The organism is Chitinophaga ginsengisoli (assembly GCF_003014595.1).
In the GTDB taxonomy this organism is placed as follows: Bacteria; Bacteroidota; Bacteroidia; order Chitinophagales; family Chitinophagaceae; genus Chitinophaga; species Chitinophaga ginsengisoli.
The window spans coordinates 387830-409433 of record NZ_PYGK01000003.1; the positions used below are offsets into that span (position 1 = coordinate 387830).

At 45.0% G+C, this 21604-nt stretch carries 19 protein-coding genes; 11 read left to right on the forward strand and 8 right to left on the reverse strand.

Features of this window, described 5'->3' with window-relative positions; genetic code table 11:
* Positions 1-54: 54 nt before the first annotated feature.
* Complete coding sequence (locus tag CLV42_RS09525; protein WP_106601672.1) at positions 55-876, reverse strand: helix-turn-helix domain-containing protein; 822 nt, start codon at positions 874-876, stop codon at positions 55-57.
* 236 nt (positions 877-1112) lie between these two features.
* Here CLV42_RS09525 and CLV42_RS09530 point away from each other — a divergent pair, with 236 nt between their 5' ends.
* The 3 genes from CLV42_RS09530 to CLV42_RS09540 all read left to right on the forward strand — a co-directional run bounded on the left by CLV42_RS09530 (position 1113) and on the right by CLV42_RS09540 (position 3609).
* Positions 1113-1751, forward strand: a complete 639-nt coding sequence (locus CLV42_RS09530; RefSeq protein ID WP_106601673.1) for a type IV toxin-antitoxin system AbiEi family antitoxin domain-containing protein — start codon at positions 1113-1115, stop codon at positions 1749-1751.
* Positions 1748-2599 carry a nucleotidyl transferase AbiEii/AbiGii toxin family protein gene (locus CLV42_RS09535; RefSeq protein ID WP_106601674.1) on the forward strand — a complete coding sequence of 284 codons (852 nt, stop codon included), beginning with the start codon at positions 1748-1750 and terminating at the stop codon, positions 2597-2599. The genes CLV42_RS09530 and CLV42_RS09535 overlap by 4 nt, the downstream gene beginning before the upstream one ends.
* 134 nt (positions 2600-2733) lie before the next feature.
* Positions 2734-3609 (forward strand): lipase family protein, encoded by an 876-nt coding sequence (locus CLV42_RS09540; protein ID WP_106601675.1) that lies wholly within the window; start codon positions 2734-2736, stop codon positions 3607-3609.
* Positions 3610-3831: 222 nt separating this feature from the next.
* Here the strand turns inward: CLV42_RS09540 and CLV42_RS09545 are convergent, their stop codons facing one another.
* Together CLV42_RS09545 and CLV42_RS09550 are read right to left on the reverse strand one after the other, a co-directional pair.
* Complete coding sequence (locus CLV42_RS09545) at positions 3832-4365, reverse strand: carboxymuconolactone decarboxylase family protein (protein WP_106601676.1); 534 nt, start codon at positions 4363-4365, stop codon at positions 3832-3834.
* A gap of 118 nt (positions 4366-4483) precedes the next feature.
* The gene (locus CLV42_RS09550; protein WP_106601677.1) at positions 4484-5359 is read right to left on the reverse strand and encodes a pirin family protein; all 876 of its coding nucleotides are present in this window, start codon (positions 5357-5359) and stop codon (positions 4484-4486) included.
* Between the two features lie 291 nt (positions 5360-5650).
* On the opposite strand from CLV42_RS09550, the gene CLV42_RS09555 reads away from it, so the two are divergent.
* Both CLV42_RS09555 and CLV42_RS09560 read left to right on the forward strand, forming a co-directional pair.
* On the forward strand, positions 5651-7177 hold the full coding sequence (locus CLV42_RS09555) for a TROVE domain-containing protein (RefSeq protein ID WP_106601678.1): 1527 nt from the start codon (positions 5651-5653) through the stop codon (positions 7175-7177).
* 909 nt (positions 7178-8086) lie between these two features.
* A complete protein-coding gene (locus CLV42_RS09560; RefSeq protein WP_106601679.1) occupies positions 8087-8599 on the forward strand; it encodes a hypothetical protein in 513 nt (170 codons plus the stop codon).
* Positions 8600-8723: 124 nt separating this feature from the next.
* Here CLV42_RS09560 and CLV42_RS09565 read toward each other — a convergent pair whose 3' ends face one another.
* Positions 8724-9968, reverse strand: coding sequence for an MFS transporter (locus CLV42_RS09565; RefSeq protein ID WP_106601680.1), 1245 nt, complete (start codon positions 9966-9968; stop codon positions 8724-8726).
* A gap of 124 nt (positions 9969-10092) precedes the next feature.
* Here CLV42_RS09565 and CLV42_RS09570 point away from each other — a divergent pair, with 124 nt between their 5' ends.
* The 4 genes from CLV42_RS09570 to CLV42_RS09585 all read left to right on the forward strand — a co-directional run bounded on the left by CLV42_RS09570 (position 10093) and on the right by CLV42_RS09585 (position 13103).
* A complete protein-coding gene (locus CLV42_RS09570) occupies positions 10093-10527 on the forward strand; it encodes a MarR family winged helix-turn-helix transcriptional regulator (protein ID WP_106601681.1) in 435 nt (144 codons plus the stop codon).
* 10 nt (positions 10528-10537) lie between these two features.
* Positions 10538-11011, forward strand: coding sequence for an OsmC family protein (locus CLV42_RS09575; RefSeq protein ID WP_106601682.1), 474 nt, complete (start codon positions 10538-10540; stop codon positions 11009-11011).
* Positions 11012-11261: 250 nt separating this feature from the next.
* Positions 11262-11900 (forward strand): YiiX family permuted papain-like enzyme, encoded by a 639-nt coding sequence (locus tag CLV42_RS09580; RefSeq protein ID WP_106601683.1) that lies wholly within the window; start codon positions 11262-11264, stop codon positions 11898-11900.
* Between the two features lie 105 nt (positions 11901-12005).
* Positions 12006-13103, forward strand: coding sequence for a tetratricopeptide repeat protein (locus tag CLV42_RS09585; RefSeq protein WP_170117448.1), 1098 nt, complete (start codon positions 12006-12008; stop codon positions 13101-13103).
* Between the two features lie 37 nt (positions 13104-13140).
* Here CLV42_RS09585 and CLV42_RS09590 read toward each other — a convergent pair whose 3' ends face one another.
* Both CLV42_RS09590 and CLV42_RS09595 read right to left on the reverse strand, forming a co-directional pair.
* Positions 13141-13509, reverse strand: coding sequence for a hypothetical protein (locus CLV42_RS09590; protein WP_146154355.1), 369 nt, complete (start codon positions 13507-13509; stop codon positions 13141-13143).
* Between the two features lie 278 nt (positions 13510-13787).
* The gene (locus CLV42_RS09595; protein WP_106601686.1) at positions 13788-14714 is read right to left on the reverse strand and encodes an endonuclease/exonuclease/phosphatase family protein; all 927 of its coding nucleotides are present in this window, start codon (positions 14712-14714) and stop codon (positions 13788-13790) included.
* Positions 14715-15064: 350 nt separating this feature from the next.
* On the opposite strand from CLV42_RS09595, the gene CLV42_RS09600 reads away from it, so the two are divergent.
* Both CLV42_RS09600 and dinB read left to right on the forward strand, forming a co-directional pair.
* Complete coding sequence (locus tag CLV42_RS09600; protein WP_106601687.1) at positions 15065-15589, forward strand: DinB family protein; 525 nt, start codon at positions 15065-15067, stop codon at positions 15587-15589.
* A gap of 154 nt (positions 15590-15743) precedes the next feature.
* Positions 15744-16865, forward strand: a complete 1122-nt coding sequence (dinB, locus tag CLV42_RS09605) for a DNA polymerase IV (protein WP_106601688.1) — start codon at positions 15744-15746, stop codon at positions 16863-16865.
* 87 nt (positions 16866-16952) lie between these two features.
* On the opposite strand, the gene CLV42_RS09610 is transcribed toward dinB, so the two are convergent.
* Positions 16953-18587: a RagB/SusD family nutrient uptake outer membrane protein gene (locus tag CLV42_RS09610; protein ID WP_106601689.1), complete on the reverse strand. Its 1635-nt coding sequence runs from the start codon at positions 18585-18587 to the stop codon at positions 16953-16955.
* Between the two features lie 18 nt (positions 18588-18605).
* The gene (locus CLV42_RS09615; protein WP_245901576.1) at positions 18606-21581 is read right to left on the reverse strand and encodes a SusC/RagA family TonB-linked outer membrane protein; all 2976 of its coding nucleotides are present in this window, start codon (positions 21579-21581) and stop codon (positions 18606-18608) included.
* Positions 21582-21604 lie beyond the last annotated feature (23 nt).

Genomic DNA, 21604 nt, shown 5'->3' on the forward strand with positions numbered 1-21604 from the left:
AATTAGAGAACGGCCATTCCGATGTATGGTATATTTTGACGATAGTTTGGTATCCTACATCGTTGAACGGAAGCTCTGAGGCGTAGATCCTGATAAGCGTTTGAAATACTTCACAAAATGAGAAGGATCGTTGAAATTCAATAGGAAAGAAATTTCAGATACCGTCTTATCTGTGTACAACAGTAAACGTCTGGCCTCTTTTATAATAAATCCGGCCAGTACCTCTGCAGCCCCCGTACCGGTGGCATTACGGCAGGCTATGTTCAGATGCTGAGTGGTGGTGTTCAGCAGTTCTGCGTAGTAATTTACGGTATTTCTTACAGGAATACCAGTACTTAATAATTCCAGGAATGACTGATAAAGGTCTCCTCTCCGGGAAGGTCTGAGCAATTCCAGTCCTGCGACCTCCTGTATTTTGATCAGCAGGATCTTCAACAGTCCCTCCATGATGCGGAACGTATGCTCCGTCTCTGATTGCCCTTCCTGTACCAGCAGTTCAAACAACTGGTTGATGGTGCTGGTATGCTCTACCCTTAAACAAGGGATATCTCCTATTTTTGCCAGTAACATTTCCAGCTGAGGATCAAGGCTTTTCTCTACAAATTCCTTCTTCAGGATCACCACATATCCTTTGGGAACGTCCTGCAGGTCCCAGTTATGCACCTGGTGCTCTTTAATAAAGAACAGTATAGGAGGGTTCACTTCATAACACACGTCGTCAATCCAGTGAGCACCGCTGCCCTGGCTGAGGTAAATGATCTCAAAATATTGCTTGTGCTTATGCGGTTCTGTTTTACGGATATCATTCCTGAAAACAGTAGCCTTTATGTGCTTTTCCTGACTGATCTTATTTTTTACCGGGATGTCCTGTTTCACGCGGAGGGCCTTTTAATAAGAATTGCATTCGAGGTCATAGTTACAGAACAAATCTAAAGGAATTCTGGGAGCCGGGGGGATTCTGTTCCCCATCGAAGACATCGTTATTGACTACTTTTTACGTTACTACTTAGTCGGATTTTTATCCAATTGTCTAATTTATAGCTCCTATTTATTGTTAAATGTTTTGTCAATAATCGGTTTTTTTCCGATTATTACATAATAATTTTACAAAAATGGGCTTTGAAGATGATATTCAGGGATATGCCGGGGAGCCTCTCACGAGACAACTCATGATGGGCCTATTAAAGAAATATAAACGGCCCAATGACAAAATAAATGAACTGGTAAAAAAGGGTGAGCTGATTACAATAAAAAAGGGGCTTTATATTCCTGGTCCGAAAATGAATATAGCTAAGCCCGAGCCTTTTCTGGTAGCCAATCACCTTTGGGGGCCAAGTTACATTTCCCTGGAAACCGCGCTTTCCTATTGGGGGTTAATTCCAGAGAGGGTATATGAGATTAGTTCTGTAACTATCAAAACGACTAAGACCTATAAGACTCCAATAGGTAGATTCAGCTATTTCCATATGTCCTTGCCTTATTATTCTTTTGGGATTCAGAGTGTATCTCTTACTCCAAAGCAGGTAGTACTTATAGCCTCACCCGAAAAAGCGTTATGTGATAAAATTGTAATGACTTCTGGTGTTTTCCTCAGAAGTTCCAGACAGGTGCAGGAATTTTTAGTCGATGACTTGCGGATAGATGAAGAAATGCTAGGCAAATTTGACCTGAAAGAAATCAACTCCTGGATCGTGGATGCGCCCAAGAAAAGCAGTTTAGAAATGCTCGTAAAAACACTTAAGACATTATGATTAAAGAATGGATGCAAAAATATAAGCCACAAAATAAGATTGAGGCGGAGGCCGCATTACGGGAAATAATGCAGGAAGTTGCCCTTGCAGGCTTACAGAGAACTGGATTTTTTGAAAAAGCGGCTTTCTACGGAGGTACTGCTTTAAGGATATTTTATGGCCTGGACCGGTTTTCGGAAGATCTTGATTTTTCCATGCTGGAAGTTGATCCCAACTTTTCCCTGGAGCCATATTTTGAAGGTATTATTACCGAATTCAAAGCAATAGGGATGACCGTTAGTATTAAGGAAAAAAAGAAAGCTGCTTTATCAAACATAGACTCTGCTTTTCTCAAATCCGAAACAGTATGGAAAGAGTTGGTATTGGATAATATCATTCCCCAGACAGGCATACAAGCTTCGCCAGGAATTAAAATCAAACTTGAAGTGGATAGAGAGCCGCCTCTTGGATTTGAGACAGAAGAGAAACTACTACTACAACCATTTTCCTTTTATGTTAAATGCTTCACGTTGCCCAATCTTTTTGCCGGCAAAATGCATGCATTGCTTTTCCGCAACTGGAAGCAAAGAGTAAAGGGAAGAGATTGGTATGATCTGGAATGGTATATTAAAAAAGGAGTGCCACTGGACTTGCATCATTTTTTACTCCGTGCGCAGGATACTGGCAACTGGACGGAGGACACTATTTCCCAAACCCAGGTGATCAAGCTCTTAAACGATAAAATTGATGCCGTTTCTTTTGATGGTATCCGGGAGGATATTATAAGATTTATACCTGACGAATCCATCCTCGATATCTGGAGTCCAGCATATTTCAGGGACCTGATAGACAAACTGAAATTCAAATAATCTTTTCTGATAGTCATTTATTCCCCTCCTCTAACCGCTTATACCCTCAAAACCTCATTTTATGCCATTTCCTCCCTCCGGGGAGCTTGCCGCGGCTACCTTTACTGCATCATCACCGTTTAAAAAGAGAGGCTATGGTAAAGGCGATAAAGACGGCAGCATTGAAATACGCACAATTCATTCATGCCGCTTACCAGGTCAGTGAGCAGAGTCCATTACAGGAACAGTATCCGGTTTTCCCTGCGGGTTATACACTGGTGTATAACATCCACATGAAAGATCCCGGCAGGGGAAAGGGAGGATTGAAATATTGCGGATTTCTGGCAAAAAGTAATTTCTCTCCGGAGATGCCTACCACCTATGTGTTGGCACTGACGGGCACGGACAATTACCTGGATTGGGCAGAGAAACTGGATATCCTGCCTTCACCCGGACCATTTGGTAATAACAGTGGTAATGTCGTATCCGGGTTCCTGGATATATACAATCATATGACCTTTTCCGATCCGGGGCAGTTGAAGCCCAAAGGATTGCTGAAATACATCAGGTACAGCATACGCTATACCGATATGCAGTCGGACGATGACGTACAGCCGATGGTCTGTACCGGTCATAGTCTTGGGGGCGCGATGGCAACATTATTTGCGGCGGGGGATGCTTATTCACTGTACCCCTGCCGCTCCTATACCTTTGGTTCCCCTTGTGTAGGTGATCCTGCTTTTGTTTCTTTTTATAACGCGTTAATCACCACCAGTGAGCGTTATTACAATCTGCCGGATCTTGTACCTACCATCCTGGATGCCTTTGGTTACGATCATGTGCACAGCGGTATTCCGCTCGATTCATTGGGAGATCCTGCACTCAGCTGGCTGCCCGATTGCACACATTCGCTCGGCACCTATATGTACATGCTGGGTGCTGGTCCATCAACGATGGACAGTAATTGCCTTATCACTGATATAGACGATGACGTCATGATAAAAAAATTGAGTTTTCGTAGAAGATATTAGTACACTATGGTTATGTTAATCAGGAAGGAAAGCCGCTTCGTTTATACGAGGGGGCCTATCTTTTTTAGGGGGCTTATAAAAAGACAAACCGCATCTCCTGTTGAAGAAGATGCGGCAGGCCTCTGTTCTATATATTGAGAGAGAATTGAGCATATTAAAGCCCGCTGCGTTTCAGCCATGCGGCAAGGTGGACTGCATATCTGTCCCCTGGGGGCAAAGATATTAAAGCGCCGGAGCAGCAGGGAAATCAACCGGCACATGTGTGATACCGTGCAGGTAGTTCGTGATCATTTTGTCGCCGATCAGTACTACTGTATCCACCAGGTTCTCGTTGGTATAACCAACAGCAAAGAACTGGTCTACCGCTGCAGCATCGGGTTTGCTTCTGTTTTCCACAGCACTTTTTACGAGGCCGGCCAGTGCATCCAGTTTAGGATCAAAAGAGGCTCCACCTTTGCGGATCTCTATGATCTGCTCATCCGTAAAACCGTTCAGTTTAGCGATATATGTGTGTGCAGCCAGACAGTAGTCACATTCATTTACCTGACTTACCACCAGATTTACTACTTCTTTTTCTTTTGCCTTCAGAGAAGATTTACCGCTCTGTAATGCCAGGTAAGTACCCAGTGCATGCTCAGAGTGTGCCAGTGTAGCGTAGAGATTTGGCACTTTACCGATTCCTTTTTTCAGATTGTCGAACAACACCTGGTTAGCGGGACTTACTTCTTCTCTTGTTGGTACATTAAACGTTTTCATTTTATAAAGGTTTGATCTGATTTATTCGTCGTTATTGACGATGTAAAATTGCATCAAATCAATGCCTTAGAAAATGGACATACTTCCCAAAGAATTGTACTTTTTTCCCCTGAAGTGCTCAGATCTTATCCTGATAGGTAATGGAGCCATATTTCCCATCAAAAAAGTCCTTGTAGGCGTCGGCTATTTCTCCCCTGTTATTCATCACAAAGGGGCCTTCGGTGATGAAAGGCTCGTTCTGGGTGGCGCCACCGAACAGCAGGACGTCTACCGCGCAGGTTTCTTCGTTGCGAAAAACGATCTCATCTCCGCCGAAATCAAATACGGAAAGACGGGAAGAGCCTTGTTTCTGACCGTTTACGATAGCTTCGCCGGCAGGCACAAACACGGCATATTCATAGCGTTTCTCCACCGGCATTGTGTATTCAGCGCCTGGGTACAGGCGCAGGTGACAGATAAAGTGGTTATTATATACAGGAACAGGGGATGTATCATTCCCGATATGTCCAATCAGGACTTTGACGGTTCCTGCATCCTCCGGCAGGGTAATGTCGGGAAAGTCGGATGCATCCAGGAACATATATACAGGTGTCTCCCCTTTAATGGCGGCAGGTAGATTGATCCACCACTGAATGGCATGTAAGGAACGCCCCGGGGTTGTATTGCGGGGTATTTCTTCATGGAGGATGCCTTTACCTGACATCAACCAGTGGGCGCCGCCTGCTTTAGCGATGGCACGGTTGCCATAGCTGTCTGCATACTCCATTTCCCCATCCAGGATGTAACTGAAGGTCGCTACACCTCTGTGAGGATGCGCGTGTTTTCCGGCTTCTGAGGGCACTTCACCTTGTATGCTACTGACGGGGCAAATCTGGTCTATTAATACAAAAGGGCCTATTGCGTGAACATACCGGTTAGGGACCAGGTGATTGATCAACAGCGCGCCCACCTTTGCATTTCTACCTTCCAGGGTAGCCAACAATGCTTTTTCCATTTACGTTACTTTTTAGCTTCACTCAGGACTCAATATACCCGACAAAAGGGCTGGCTACCAAGGGGCTCGCCAACGGATAGTTTTCACAATTCGATGCCTGTGGGTCTGGCTGTTTAAACAAAGATAACCATATACTTATCTATCCTGAATGACATTTGCCGAAAAATAGACTTGACTTTTATCAACCACTTTTTGAAGAATTTTTAAACTTTCTGAAAGAAATTTTATCCTGCGCAAAAAGAGTGCGCATGTGCGTTTCAACTTTGTATCATCAAACAAACAAAAACGGTCATGAGATTCAATTTTTTAAAAACTACCACACCGGTCACTAACCACGAAGGAACAAAGGCCTACAAGCTGACGCCAGCAATGGAGTTGTACAGTGCTGTAGTTACGGCTTCTCTGCAGGACCAGTTTTATGAGAAAACCACAGACAAACTGGAACGACTTCGCTCCCTGATCGCTAAGAATGATCCAGGATTCGTAGCCAGACTCGCTGTGTATACCCGTGAAAAGATGTACCTGCGTTCCGTACCATTAGTACTGGCAGTAGAACTGGCCCGGACACATAAAGGTGACAACCTGGTAAGCCGGATGACCGGTCGTATCGTACAGCGTGCAGATGAGATCACAGAATTGCTGGCATATTATGCACTCGCCAACAACAGGAAAGAAGTAAAACAACTGAATAACCTGAGCAAGCAGCTACAGAAAGGACTGGCTATTTCCTTCAATAAATTTGATGAATACCAGTTTGCAAAATATAACCGGAAAGCAGCGGTGACATTGAGAGATGCACTGTTCGTCGTACACCCGAAAGCGAAAGATGAATCGCAGCAGGCGCTATTCAATAAGATCGTACAAGACGATCTGCAAACACCTTATACCTGGGAGACAGAACTGTCTGCAGCAGGACAGGTAACATACGACTCAGACAAGAAGAAAGCCATGGCTTTCAAGAAAGTATGGGAAGAACTGATCGACAGCAATAAGCTGGGTTATATGGCCACTTTACGTAACCTGCGTAATATGCTGGATTATGATGTCAGCACGGAGCACCTGCAAAAGGTATGTGCTACACTGTCTGACAGGGAAGCGGTACTGAAATCTAAACAATTGCCTTTCCGTTATCTGTCTGCCTACAGAGAGCTGAAGAACATCGATCATGGTATGATCGTCAGCATCAAGCGTGCACTGGAAAAGGCACTGCAGACATCTGTAGAACACCTGAAAGGATTCGATGCGAAGACCCGTGTAGTAATAGCATGCGACGTATCTGGTTCCATGCAGAAGACGATCTCACCAAAGAGTAAAGTCATGCTGTATGATATAGGATTGCTGTTGGGAATGTTGTTACAGCACAAATGTGAGTATGTGATTGCCGGTATGTTCGGTGATACCTGGAAAAGGGTGAGCATGTCGCCAGACAACATTCTTGCTAACGTAGACGAGTTCTATCGCCGGGAAGGAGAAGTAGGATATGCAACGAATGGTTACCTGGTGCTTGACAATCTTATCAAAAGGAAAGGTGTAGTGGAAAAGATCATGCTCTTCACAGACGGACAGCTGTGGGATAGCAATACCAACAATACCGCTGCAGGCAACACGATGTCAGCAAAGTGGGCGGAGTACAAAAGAATAGCTCCGAATGCGAAGCTGTATCTCTTTGACCTGGCAGGATATAAGTCTGTACCGCTGGATGTACGTCAGAACGATGTATTCCTGATAGCGGGATGGAGTGATAAAATATTCGAGATAATGGATGCCATTGAAAAGGGTAGCGACGCTATCACAGAGATTGCCGGCCTTGCTTTATAGCAGTTCATTTTTTGTTACCTCATAAAAACATCCCTCCAAAAGGGAGGGATGTTCGGGAAAAAAAGCAGGTGTCGTTGCGTAAGCATTACTTCGTAAGGGTTCCGGGGGTCGGGGGTTCAAGTCCCTCTCTGTCGTAAGACAGGTAGCGCAGTTGGATAGCGCACCGGGTTAGAATCATATGTTTACCATTTATTACCCTGCTTTATTCTTACATTCTTCAGAATGGGTGTCGTTAGGAAAGTGTTACTTCGTCACTCCAAATGCCGCTGATAAGTTCCGTGCTACGGACTATCATTCACTTCCGTCCATTACCCCATTCTGATTTTTGTTTTAAACTTCTTGTAGGACAGGTGTCGTAAGGAAAGCGTTACTTCGTTTAGGGAAAAAAACGCTTCCGGGTTGTTACCCTGCTCTTACTTTAACAGGTGTCGTAAGACAGCGTTACTTCGTTCCAAATCTGCATACGGGGGTTCGATTCCCTCTCCGTGGCAACGCGGATGGCTGAGATGGTTAAGCACAGATGTAAGTCGCTTCTGGTTTGTTACCCTGTTTTCACAATGCTAAACGCCTGTAGAACTGATATTCTACAGGCGTTTTTTTATTTCCTCTCCCCCCCTATTTATCCACATTTTTCACTACGCATGACCAGTGCGTAACGCGTGACTATCTTTGATTTATCAAACGATGATACAGAAAAACCTGCCATTGTTTGTTAATATAAACCCCAAAAACTCATGATTATACCCCTGACCATTTAACCATTAGTTTGAACCCCAATCCTGCACTACTGCAATCACAGTCATCTAAGTTTCAAGATGGTGGCCAATGCGGCCGGGAGCCTTCCTGTCCTCATTGGCCACGGTGCGGGTTGTTTACCGGAAATCATTATTACATCAATTTTCATATACTATGCTAAAATCAAAGATCGATCAGTCGTTCAGCACTATTCTTAATCTTGGCGCCCCAGGGTATTTGTCAAGAAGCGGGCAGGTGTCGTCCGGAGGATTTATCACCACTGTTGCCACACTGGATAACAGAGAATTAAAGAAATCAGACGGTGTCATTCAGCTGTCAGCATTTGGAAAGATCTACGGCGTCGATCCGCAGTCAACACATCCCAACGACCTGGTCATTGTATTTGGTGATGAAAGAGACCTGCATGAGGAATTTGTGCTATTCAACCAGCCACTTCCTCCGCAGGACCTCACATACAAGGTAGATATCCAATTCAGCCTCTGGGGTGATGCCTATTACGGCACTTGTACTGTCAACTTCGACACGGGCGCATCCTTCATGAAACCCTTTTTTATCCCTAACTGCGGAGGAAATAATTTTACCGCGATCCGGCTAAAAACCACAAAGCTGTCTAACAGCGATGTGCAGACCACGCTGGACGGATTTAATTACCTGCTCCTCCAATAACACACCTCCCCGGGTGAATTATAACGGCCTCACCTCTATCAATGCAAGCGGCAGGAAATCTGCTGCGATGCACTGGTAGAAGTGAGGCCGTTTGTGTGTGTAGCTTTGTCAGTATCTGCGCTTATCAGCGCAAATGTCTTATACGCATCACATGGAGCCACCTTAACCAATGGGTGATGCCTCTCTGTTGTAACATGAATACCAGCACGATCACTATACCCAGCATTCCTTCCACGAATACTACGACTCCCACACCAAAAAAGTGCGCCAGGTAGCCTATCAGCAAACTACCGATTGGCAGCATGCCCTGGTAAGACATGATGTAATAACTCAGCGTTCTCGCCCTCATTTCTGAAGAAGCATGTGTCTGCAGGTAAGTATTAATAGCAGAGTTCTGGATCATTAGTCCTGCACCTGTTGCAGCAGTGGCTACCAGGGCCAGGAACATCGAAGAAGAAACTGCCAGTCCGAGCAAGGCTACGGCAAATACAGTACTGGACAGAATAGTAAGACGTATCAGGTCGTGAGCAGGCTTTAAGGTAGCCATAAATACTGCTCCGAACAACGCACCGAATCCGGCGGCACTCTCAAACCAACTGAAGGTGGTCGCGTCTCCATGAAATACATCTTTCGCAAAAACAGGTAATAAAGTAGTATAAGGGATAACCAGCAAACTGGATGCTGCCAGCAATAAGATCAGGGAAGACAGATCGGGAGATTCCCTCAGATATTCATATCCTTTGCGCAGGTCACCCCAGATATTCACTTCTGAGCGGGAAGCAGGGATCAGTTTCAGCTTCATCATCAGCAAACAGCAGATCACTGCTATAAAGCTCAGGAAGTTGATCAGGAAACAGACATCTTCCCCCAAAGAACTGAGGATAATACCCGCCAGGGCAGGTCCCACCAGCCTGGCCGCATTGAAGGCGGACGAGTTCAAGGCAATGGCGTTCGGCAGGTCTTCCTTACTATCTACCAGGTCAACCATCAGCGCCTGACGGGCCGTGGTATCGAAGGAGTTGATCAATCCCTGCATAAGGCTCAATGCCGAGATCCAGGCAATACTGTAATAATTCAGCCAAACCATGGCAGCCAGGGCGCCTGCCTGCACCATCAGGGCGATCTGGGTAACCATGACCACCTTGAATTTGTTATGTCTGTCTATAAAACTGCCGGCAAAAGGCGCCAGCACAAGTGAAGGTATCAGACTGAGGAAAGTGACCAGTCCCAGTAGAAAAGCGGAGCCTGTAAGGCGATATACCAGCCAGCTGATGGCTACCCGCTGCATCCAGGTACCGACCAGTGATATGGCTTGTCCTGTAAAATGTAGTCTGAAGTTGTGGTGTTTAAGTGAACGAAATACTGACATCTTAATAAAGTAAATTAATAAAGCTACTTTACAAAAGTACAACTTTTTAGACAAACAAATGGAAGCAAAGTAGGTATTCGCTATTAAGAAAATGTAAAGTAACTTTGTAAATCGATTTTATTATATGCCTACTAAAACTTATGAAGTAGCAGCGTCCTTACGTAGTACGGTCACCCGCCTGGTAAGGCAGTTGCGCAAACAAAATATTTCGTCCGATTTCTCCAATGCAGAGCTATTGACGATGGGACTGCTTGACCAGCACGGTAAGCTGCTCCCCTCTGCACTGGCTGACATGGAACGGATCTCTGCACAGGCCATTTCCCAGATCCTCAACCGGCTGGAGGAAGTAGGCTGTGTGAATCGCGTCATGGACGAAACTGACAAACGGAAATCCGTCGTATCCCTGACGGAAAAAGGCATTCAGCACCTGTATGAAAACAGGCGTATCAAAGAGGAATGGCTGGTAAAAGCAATGGAAAAGTTATTTTCGGCGGAAGAACTGTCGTTGATTGAAGCCTTCTTACCCCTCCTCCAAAGATTGGCGGAATACAACGGATAAACACTTATATATGAAAGGTACCCATCACTATGCAATGACCACCCGCTGGACAGGCAATACCGGCAATGGCACTGCCAGCTATCAGGCCTATGAACGCAGTCACGTGCTCCAGGTAACTGGTAAACCCGAAATTCCCGGCTCCTCCGATCCTTCCTTCAGGGGTGACAAAACCCGGTACAATCCGGAGGAAATGCTGGTAGCGTCCCTCTCCTCCTGCCACATGCTCTGGTACCTGCACCTTTGCTCCGTCGCCGGCATCGTGGTAGTGGATTATGTAGACCATGCCAGCGGTACCATGACAGAAACTGAAGATGGAGGTGGCTACTTTTCAGACGTTACCCTGCACCCGGAAGTAACTATTACCGACGCCGCCCATATAGATAAAGCCAATGAGCTGCATCACAGGGCCAATGAGCTATGCTTTATTGCCAATTCTGTAAAATTTCCTGTACATCACCAGCCCCTCTGTAAGGTACAGGCATAATCCTGCAGGCATCTGCCCTGAAAGGCAGGAGTACTAAGTATTGGAACTCATTCTGTGCTTTCACCCTTCAGGTGAAAAAAGCCAATTTTTGCATAAAAAGGGAGAAAAAAGCATAAAAAAGGTGTCAAAAAAGGTGAAAAGAGGCCCTTTCCCTTTTACCGCACACGTATTTTAACATTGGCTTAGTAATAAATTTGTCTAATTTTATATATGTTATAACGCAGAGCGCTTATACTAAACCAGCCATTGTATGAAAAGGGTACTTACAGCTTTACTGATCATTTTCGTTGTGGGACTGGCAATTGTCTTATATGCCTTCAAAGAAGACAGGCCCCCGCTCCGATCCGGTGATGTAATTTTCCAGACGTCCATGTCCCCACAGTGCCATGCTGTAAGGTTGGCCACTCATTCCATATTCAGTCATTGCGGCATGATCTGGAAGAAGGGGGATAAGGATTACGTACTAGAGGCCGTACAACCGGTGAAGATAACGCCGCTGGACGAGTGGATCGCTCATGGGGAAGGAAAGAAATATGTGATACGACGCCTTAAAAATGCAGATAGTGTACTGACACCTACCGTATTGCGCAAGATGGAAGCGGAAGGGAAGAAAATGCTGGGGAAATCCTATGATGGCTACTTCGAATGGTCAGATGACCAGATATACTGCTCAGAACTGGTGTGGAAGATCTATAAAAGGGCGGCAGGCATAGAAGTGGGTAAGCTTCAGAGGATCAGGGACTTTGATCTGAGCAGCGAACCGGTAAAACAGGTTATCCGGGAACGTTATGGCGATAAGCTCCCTGAAAATGAAATTGTTATCTCGCCGCAAAGCATTTATGAGAGCAGTTTATTTGTAACCGTTATGTCGAAATATGACAAAAAATAGTATTATCTTCAGTAACTTTGCAGTACAGGCCTGGTTTAACCAGTAAGAACAAAGTTCGATTTTTTATATCCGCGGCGCAGTTCCGTTTATTCCAATCCTATGAATATGAAAAGAATTTCTACATCCCTATTACTATCCGCAGCGCTATCTCTCTCTGCTGCGGGACAAAACTACAAGCAGGATTTTGAGAAATTGTGCGTTAGTGGCGATACTGCCAAACAACGTACCCTTCTGATGAAATGGGAGAAAGCCAAGCCCAGTGATGCTGAACTATATATCGCCTACTTCAATTACTATGTAACAAAAAGTAAAACAGAAGTGGTGACAGTCAATCATACGGCCAACGGCTCCAATGCATTAAAGGCAGGTAAAAACGGTGACCCCGCCGGATATACCAGCGAAATAGGCTATAAAAAGGAACCGCTGAACAAAGGCTTCAAATATATCAACACCGGTATCTCCAAGTTCCCCAACAGACTGGATATGCGTTTTGGCAAGATCTATATGCTGGGTGAGAACTATAACTATACTTACCTGACCAAAGAGCTGGTAAGCGCCATCAACTATGGCCATACCATTGATAACAAATGGAAATGGACAGACAACAAACCACTGGACAAGCCAGATCAGTTCATGCTGAATGCTGTACAGGAATACGTAGCCCAGATCTATAACGTAGGTAAGAGCCAGGCCGATAATATGAAACTGATCTCTGAAACAGTATTAAAATATTATCCCAAACATGTAGAAAGCCTCTCCGACCTCGGTCTGGCCTATACACTGAAGGAAGACCTGGACAATGCACTCAAAACCTTACTGAAGGCTAATGCTATCGCTCCTAAAGACTTCATCGTATTGAACAACATCGCAAACATCTATTCCAAGAAAGGAGACGATGCAAACGCGATCAAATACTATGAGCAGGCGCAGAAATATGGCGATCAGGAAGCCAAGGACCTGGCCACCAATGAAATCAAGCGGATAAATTCCAAAAAGCCGGTACCAAAAGCGACCATGCCTAAACCTGCAACCGCCAAGGCATCTACAGAAAAGGCAAGCGCCAGCAAACCATCCGCTGAGAAAACAACCGCAAAGGCTAAAACAACAGCTGCTAAATCGACCACATCGAAATCAACAGCATCCAAGTCGACCGCTACTAAAAGTACCGGTAAGACAACAAGTAAAAAGCCTTCCAAGAACTAGGCTCAAAAGGCTTTTAACGGCAAAAAGAAGATTGCATTTATTTAATAGACTGCAGCAAACTACAGAACTCCAGTTTTTCGTCTGAAGTCAAAAATGAATTGGCAATCGTTTCATTAATTAAGTCGCTGGTCAGAGAAAATTCATCATAAAGGTCATTCTGTTCTACTCCATACTTTTTGGCCGTTGAGAAGCGCACTGCTACCAGGATTTCTTTTGATGGAACTTTCTTTTCCACCAATAAAGGTCTGATAGAATACAGCATTTCATTGTTCGCAATTTCTATCTTCTTCTGATAGTCGGATTTACCATTCTTTGCGAAGTATTGCCTGGTAATCAGATAAACGATCAGGGAAAGTAGTACACCGATGATTGCGGTGATGGCAGTGTTTTCAGGTAAGTGCATCATAAATGGTTATGAGAGCTTAAAATGTGTATAATACATTATCGACATACACAATATATGTGATGCACATTTTAATAAGACACTGATTAATTGTGTGTTCCAACAAGGTTATATCCCCCATACGGCCAACTGGCTGTTAATCAGTATACATTATAAAATATACTCACAGAAACAAAACTGAGTAATACCACTGCATCCTGACAGAAAAGTCATGGGTATTTAAAACAAATGCTCCTGACGGTAAAACCACCAGGAGCATCTGATATCATTAGACGGCTGACTTATTTCAGAGAAACAACGATCATGACCGGGAAGTGGTCAGAAGGCTCACGGGCCACATATTTATTGAGAGACACTTCTTTCGGGAAATCAGCTGCATTCACCTTCTCCGCTTCTTTATCTGATACCGCAGGACCACGGTAAGTGTCCGTCAGAATACCATACTTTTCCACATTGAACTGTTTGGTCAGGAAGATGTGATCTATCCTGCTATCCGTCTTTGAATTAGGATTAAACGCGTTGAAAGTACCATTCTCCGCATAACGAATAGCGGTCGTCTCATAAGCATCTCGCAGCAGTCCGGAGGTATTGATGAGTGTATATGATTCACTACGCTGATCCACGTTAAAGTCGCCGGTCAGGATAGTAGGAATATCACCTGCCATCTTTCTCACCTTATCCATTACCAGTTTGGCACTTTCCGCACGGGCTTTTACGCCTACATGGTCCATGTGCAGGTTGAAGAGATAAAAGGTAAAACCGCTCTTTATTTCCTTGAATTTGCCCCAGGAACAGATCCTTGGTAACACAGCATCCCAACCTTTATTAGGCCTGTCAGTCACTTCCGACATCCAGAAATCGCCGTTCTCCAGCAGCTGGAATTTCTTTGTATTATAAAAGATCGCGGAATACTCCCCTGCCTGTTTACCATCATCCCTGCCTATACCTATATAAGCATATCCCGGAAGACTGTCTTTCAGATTTTCCAGCTGGTGGTGCATGCATTCCTGGGTACCGAAAATGTCAAAGCCATGAAAACGTATCATGGAAGCGATCACTGGCAGGCGCTGCTTCCAGCCATTACCATGGGCAGCATCTTCCTTGTTGTTGTCATTACGCATGTTGTAAGTAGCCACCGTGAATGTCTGTGCCATCACGGCATAAGAGAACACGGTAAAAACTGCGACGAGGAGCATCCTTCTTTTCATCTGTATCTCGATTTTTTTATAACAATCATTAAAGTTTTACTACAATTCCCAGCCAGGATTCTGCCCCGGTTGCTGATTTAACTAAGGTTAGTGTATGGAATCGGGTAACGATATCCGTGAATAACACCAGCCTCATGGAGCTTTATATTATGTTACCCGGCGTAAGTATAATAAAATACAGACTGAGCTGCAATGATTTTTCCATTACTGGTCAGGAGCAGACATTTACGGTGAGATCTACCAGGAAATGCTGGTGGGGGAAAAAAATCCGGGGCTTGACATTCCTGCTGACATAGGGTTGTCACAAGGCGGTGCTTACTTTGTTTCAGAAACAACAAAAACACACAATCATGGAACTCATTCAATCTCTCCTTAAAGAAATGGAACAGGAAGCACAAACAACCCGTAAGATGCTTTCCATCATTCCTGAAGATAAGTTTAACTGGCAGCCCCATCCCAAAAGCATGTCTATCATCAGGCTGGCCACCCATATCGCAGAGCTGCCTACCTGGGTGAGCATGGTGCTGACCACAGAGGAGCTGGACTTTGCCACCGCCCCTTACGACCCTAAAGTGATCAATAATGTGGAGGAGTTACTGGCTTATTTTGAAGCATCACTGGCTGATGGTAAAGCGCATCTTGAGAAAGCTAAACTCTCCCAGTTCGACGAAAAATGGACATTGAGGAACGGTGACGATATTTATGACGTATCCCCCAAAGGAGAGGTGATCCGTATGGCATACTGCCAGATCGTACACCACAGGGCGCAATTAGGTGTATTCCTGCGCCTGCTGGATGTTGCTATCCCAGGTAGCTATGGTCCGAGTGCAGATGAAGAGTTTAAAGTAGCAGTCGTAGATACCCCAACCGTATAAGCGTTACAACGGAAATCAATAATTACCGGTCAGGAATTGAGAGCAGCCGCCATTCGCCTCAGTTCCTGACTCTCTTATATAGCTCCCGACGGAGCTATATGCCTGTTACCCCCCGTCTGTTTTACTTTAATATCTTTGTACCGCTGCGGCTATCATGGAAGAGGGAACACATAGGAAACTACGGAAGATCATTCATATAGATATGGATGCATTTTATGCATCTGTAGAGCAGCGGGACTATCCTGAGTACCGGGGCAAGGCTATTGCGGTGGGAGGTTCCCCCGAAGGCCGCGGTGGTGTAGTCGCCACCGCCAGCTACGAAGCCCGGAAGTTTGGTGTCCGCTCTGCTATGCCTTCCAAAAGAGCACTGCAGTTATGCCCGGATATCATTTTTGTACGCCCCCGCTTTGATGTGTACAAGGATGTATCCCGGAAGATCCGTGAGATCTTTAGTCGCCATACCGATATCATAGAACCCCTTTCTCTCGATGAAGCCTATCTCGATGTAACGGAAGACAAACAACAGATCGGCTCCGCTATAGAAATAGCAAAACTAATCAAGCAAGCTATCAAAGAAGAGCTGCAGCTCACCGCTTCTGCCGGCGTATCGGTGAATAAGTTCGTCGCCAAAATAGCTTCTGACCTCAACAAACCGGACGGACTTACCTTCATCGGCCCTTCTTCCATTGAATCATTCATGGAGAAACTGCCTGTGGAGAAGTTTCACGGTGTGGGCAAGGTCACTGCCGACAAGATGAAAAGAATGGGACTGCATACCGGAGCAGATCTGAAGCGGCTGACAGAAAATGACCTGAAACAACATTTTGGCAAGGTAGGCGCCTTTTACTACAGGATAGTACGGGGAATAGATGAGCGGGAAGTACAACCCCACCGGGAAACCAAATCTTTGGGCGCAGAAGACACATTTCCCTTCGATCTCACCAAAACGGAGGAAATGTATGCAGAATTGGAAAAGATCGCTGTAACGGTCTATGAACGGCTAAAACGGTATGGTCTGAAGGGCCGCACCATTACCCTGAAAATAAAGTACAGCGATTTCCGGCAGATCACCCGTAACCAGTCATTCCCATTTCCCGTGGGAGATTTTGATAAAATACTGGAAACAGCCAAACAGCTGTTGTTAGCCACAGATCCGGAAGATAAACCGGTAAGATTACTGGGCATCTCTTTATCCAACTTCGGAGAAATCATTCCAATGACGGGACGTTTGGGAAATTCAGCGCAGTTATCATTATTTGATGAGGACCCCGCATAAATCACGAATGCCGCCTCACCCCTAAGGACAAGACGGCATTCGCTATCGTTTATGGAACCGCATTGAGATCAATGCGAAGCTTAAATACTAGTTTGGATAGCCAGGATTCTGTTTCAGACTATCATTGTTGGCTCGCTGGTTCTGGGGTATCGCGAATATTGTTCTGAAGTTTTCAGACGCCTTGTGATCCCACCATGTACCATTAGTGAATTTATCCCAACGGATCAGCTCCTGACGGCGGTATCCTTCGAAGATGAATTCACGGCCATATTCTGCCAGCAGTTCATCCATGGTCAACGTAGCAGTAGTGTATTTATGTGTGTCCCATACTTTCTTATCAAAAGCACGCTGACGAACGGCATTTACCAGGTCTACAGCTTCCTGGGTAGCTACGCCGCCATTCTTGCGCATCAACGCCTCTGCTTTTGCAAAGTATACCCACGATAAGCGATATACGGCCCAGTCAGTGCTTCTGTAGTGAGGATCTTTGATTGATCCCAGTTTGTATTTATTAAAACGTACGCCACTGTTCTCCTCTCCCTCTGTCATATTAGAGACAGTGCTATTTGCTTTATTTCTGCGGATGTTGTCTACAAATACCAGTTGCTCACCATCGTATTCGTTCCCGGTAGTAATAACAGGTATTGTGTCAGCACTGTTATATTCCCATTGCGGACCTTCCAGTATCCATTCCTTCTTTCTCTTGTCAGCTGGGTCAAATGTGGTATATACACCAGGAATAACAACAACACCATCATTACCATTACGATCGTTTCCATTGATCTTACCCTGCACGAAGTGATAGAAATCGCCGGTCCATGATGGAGCAAAGTCAGAGATCTGGAAATCGTAGGCAATAGCGAAAATGGTTTCCTTAGCAAGATTGCTGTTATCAGGAGCGTAAGTATCAATCAGATTTGTATCAAGTGCCAGTCCACCATTTACGCCACCAACTGGCCCATAACGCAGATTATCGGCTGCAGCAATACAATCGTCCCAGCGCGCTGTACCAGACCATTTCTCTGCATTCAGGTACAGTTCCACCAGCATCGCATAAGCGCCCTCTTTAGACATACGGCCCAACAATGCTTTAGACAAATGAGGTGCTTTATCTATGTGATCCTTGATCTCCTTTTCAACAAATTCAAACACTTCCTTGCGGGTAGCAGTAGGAGGACTGGTCGGTTCGCCTACTTTGGTTACGATAGGCACATTACCCCATAGGTCCAGGATGCGGAGATAATGGAACGCACGCAATAATCTCAGCTCGGAAACATAACCGTCCTTTTCTGCCTGTGTTAGTCCCATCGCGCTTGCATCACGCTTTTCTATATTTTCAATTGCCGTGGTACAAAAACCAGTTCCCATCCACACTAACCGCCAGCAATCTCTTATTGGAGCATCATCAACCGTCCAGGTATGATAGTGCAGGCGGATCCAGTTACCATCATCATAACCGTGACGTCCCTTCTGGGGCCATGCCAGCTGGTCGGCCGACAGTTCACTCAATCTCCACCAACCATTCTGTCCGGAGGGAGTGATCCATGCATTGGCGTGTGTATATGGTCTTAATACTGCAGATACTACTTCATTCTTGTTAGCATAAAATTCATCTGTACTGATCTGATCATATAAATTCTCTGACAGATCGGTACAGCTGTTCGCAAAAACAGGCAGTAAGGCCAGGGCTGTATATGTAGCTATTTTTCTAAATTGTTTCATTACTTGTCTTTTAATTTTTTAGAAGCCTACATTAAGACCAAACATGAAAGATCTTGTGCTCATGTAAGGAGTACGGTTATCACTGTTGTTCAAGGCATCAATACCTGGGTTCAGACCGGTGTCTTTGATGAAGTCGGGATCATTACCGGAATATCCGGTGATAGTAGCCAGGTTACCACCCGTGAAGTAAATCCTCATGTTATGGATATACTTGTTGCCGTTGAAAGGAACATTGTATCCGATAGTTACCTCATCCAGTTTCATATAACCACCTTTCTCGATATAGTAATCAGAGTACTGATAACCATCTTTCAGCTGGGCATGTTTTGTAAAAGCGGAATGCAGTACGTTGTTTGGTAGTTGTTTTTTAGTACCATAGAACATCTCCATTGTGTTCAACACATCATATCCCAAACGCCCACGCATAAATACACGCAGATCCCAGTTTTTGTATTTAAAACTGTTGGTCACTGAAAGGTAGTACTTAGGAATAGCGTTACCGATTACGGCGAAATCTGTTGCGCTGTTCAGCTGATCAGCAGATGCTTTTGTCCCGTCTTTTTTGTAAAACTGCCATAATCCATCTTCAGTGAAACCGGCAAAACGTTTACCATAAAAGTTACCCAGCTTACCACCTTCATAAGTACGGATCGCATTACCCAATGCACCAAATCCACCAATGCCGCCATATTCTTTGTAAGTGGCTTTGTATAAGCTGCTGGAAAATTTCGCCAGCTTCGTTGTAGCAGTGCTGAAAGCTACATCGGTAGTCCAGCGGAAATCTTTCATGTCAACGTTTGTAGAATTGATTGTAAGCTCAAAACCGTTGGATTTTAGCGTTCCCACGTTTGCGTATACGTTATCTGTTACGAAAGGAGGTAACTGGGCAGTAAATGATTCAAGTACATCTGAAGTCTTACGGGTAAAGACATCAACAGAACCAGTTAAACGACCTCTAAAGAAACCATAATCAATCCCTACGTTCAGCTCAGCCTTTTTCTCCCATTTCAGGTCGGGGTTAGGGTTCTTGTTGGGACCATATGTCTGGCGCCATACACCATCCGGGTTAATATAATTACCACCGGTTCCCATTGTTACCAGCGAACTATAGTTATTAATACCTGAATTGCCGGTCACACCATAACCTGCTCTTAATTTCAACTGATCGATGAATGACGCATCATGCAGGAAGGATTCCTCTTTCAGATTCCAGCCAGCGGAGATAGCAGGGAAATTACCCCATTTGTTATTAGCGCCGAAGCGGGAAGAACCTTCACGACGCAGGATTGCCGACACCATATATTTCGTGCCGAATGCATAGTTTACCCTTCCGAAGAACGCGACCAGGGTATTGTCATTTTTATAGCTACCCATGCCTGCTTTACCAAGTTTCAGTTGGTTACCGGCGTTCAGGTTGTTCTCCTCAAACCGATCATTTACAAAACCATAGTTATTAGCATTGAAGCCCTGATATACTTCATAACGGTAGCTATAACCACCAATTGCAGTGATGTTATGTTTGTTATTAATGCTGATATTATATTCTACGGTTGGCTCTAATGCATATTTGTTGGACATCTCGTTGTTCTGGGATGCATACCCTGTGCCCTGATAAGTCTCTTTGGACAACTCTGATGCGAGATCAGCATAAGCTCCGTCCGTCCAGCTATCACGCTGTAGAGAACCAAACAGTGACGCCTTCAGGCCTTTGACAAGATCCAGCGTTAATTTTGCGTCGCCGGAAGAAGTCTGCTGCTGACGCATATTGGTTTGTTGAAACAGACGGGCCAGCTCATTCGTACTGGTCGTTTCAAAGTACCATGAGCCATCTGCATTATAAGGAGAATAGGTAGGCTGGAATGCATAATATCCCGCCAGGTTACCACCGTCTGTCAGGCGGTTAGCCTTATTAAAGTTAGTCGCCAGGTTGATCTGGGTGGTCAAACGGTCATTCAGTCCTTTTGAATTAATGCTGATACGGCCACCGTACTGACGACGTTCATTCTCTTTCAGAATGCCTTCCAGATTTTGGTAATACATACTTGCACGATAGCTAGAGCTTTCATTACCACCGGAAACTGCCAGGTTGTGATACTGGGAAAGATTCCCATGATCTACTAGCAGGTCTACGAAATCAGTTCTGTGTCCTTTATCAGTTGCATTTGGAATCTCTCCGCTTGCAATCTTAGCGGCAAATTCATCAGCGCTTAAGAAATCAGGCCTGCGTTGTACATATTCCTTACGGAAATACGTATTGTAATCTACACGGGCAGGACCTTTCTTACCGCGCTTAGTGGTTACGAGAATTACACCACCATTCGCCTGTGTACCATATATAGCAGCTGCAGAACCATCCTTCAGTACGGAAATAGACTCGATATCATCCTGTTGCAGCAGATCAAGGTTACCATTTGGAATACCATCGATCACTACCAACGGTTGCTGTGATCCGGTTAAAGAGGTAACACCACGTAACTGAATAGCGACACCTGTGTTAGGGTTTGTACCACCCAAACGGCTGATCTGCAGACCAGCTACTTTACCCTGTACCAGGTCAAGCGCATTACGTGCACCACTTTGTCTGAAATCTTCTGCAGTAATGGAAGTAACAGCAGACGTCACTTCTGATTTTTTCTGTGTACCATATCCCACTACCACAACGTCTTTGAGGGCGGTAACATCTGCACTTAAACTAACATTTGCTGTTCCGGAAGCCGTGATAAGCAGTTCCTCTCTTTTGTAACCAACAAATGTGAAAACTAACGAGGTAGCGCCTTGTGGCACTTCCAGCTTATACGTTCCGTCGGGACCTGTTTGTGTTCCTTTAGTGGAACCTTTCACCTGTACTGTAACACCAGGTAAAGGCGTATTTCCCGGCGTCTCTGTGACTTTACCGGTAATAGTTCGGGATTGGGAAACTGCTACCAGCGACAGGAGTAGCATCCATAGGCTGTGTAGGCATACCCGAGAAAGAAATGAGAATCCTCTCTTCATATATTTAATTTTGGTATTAAGGC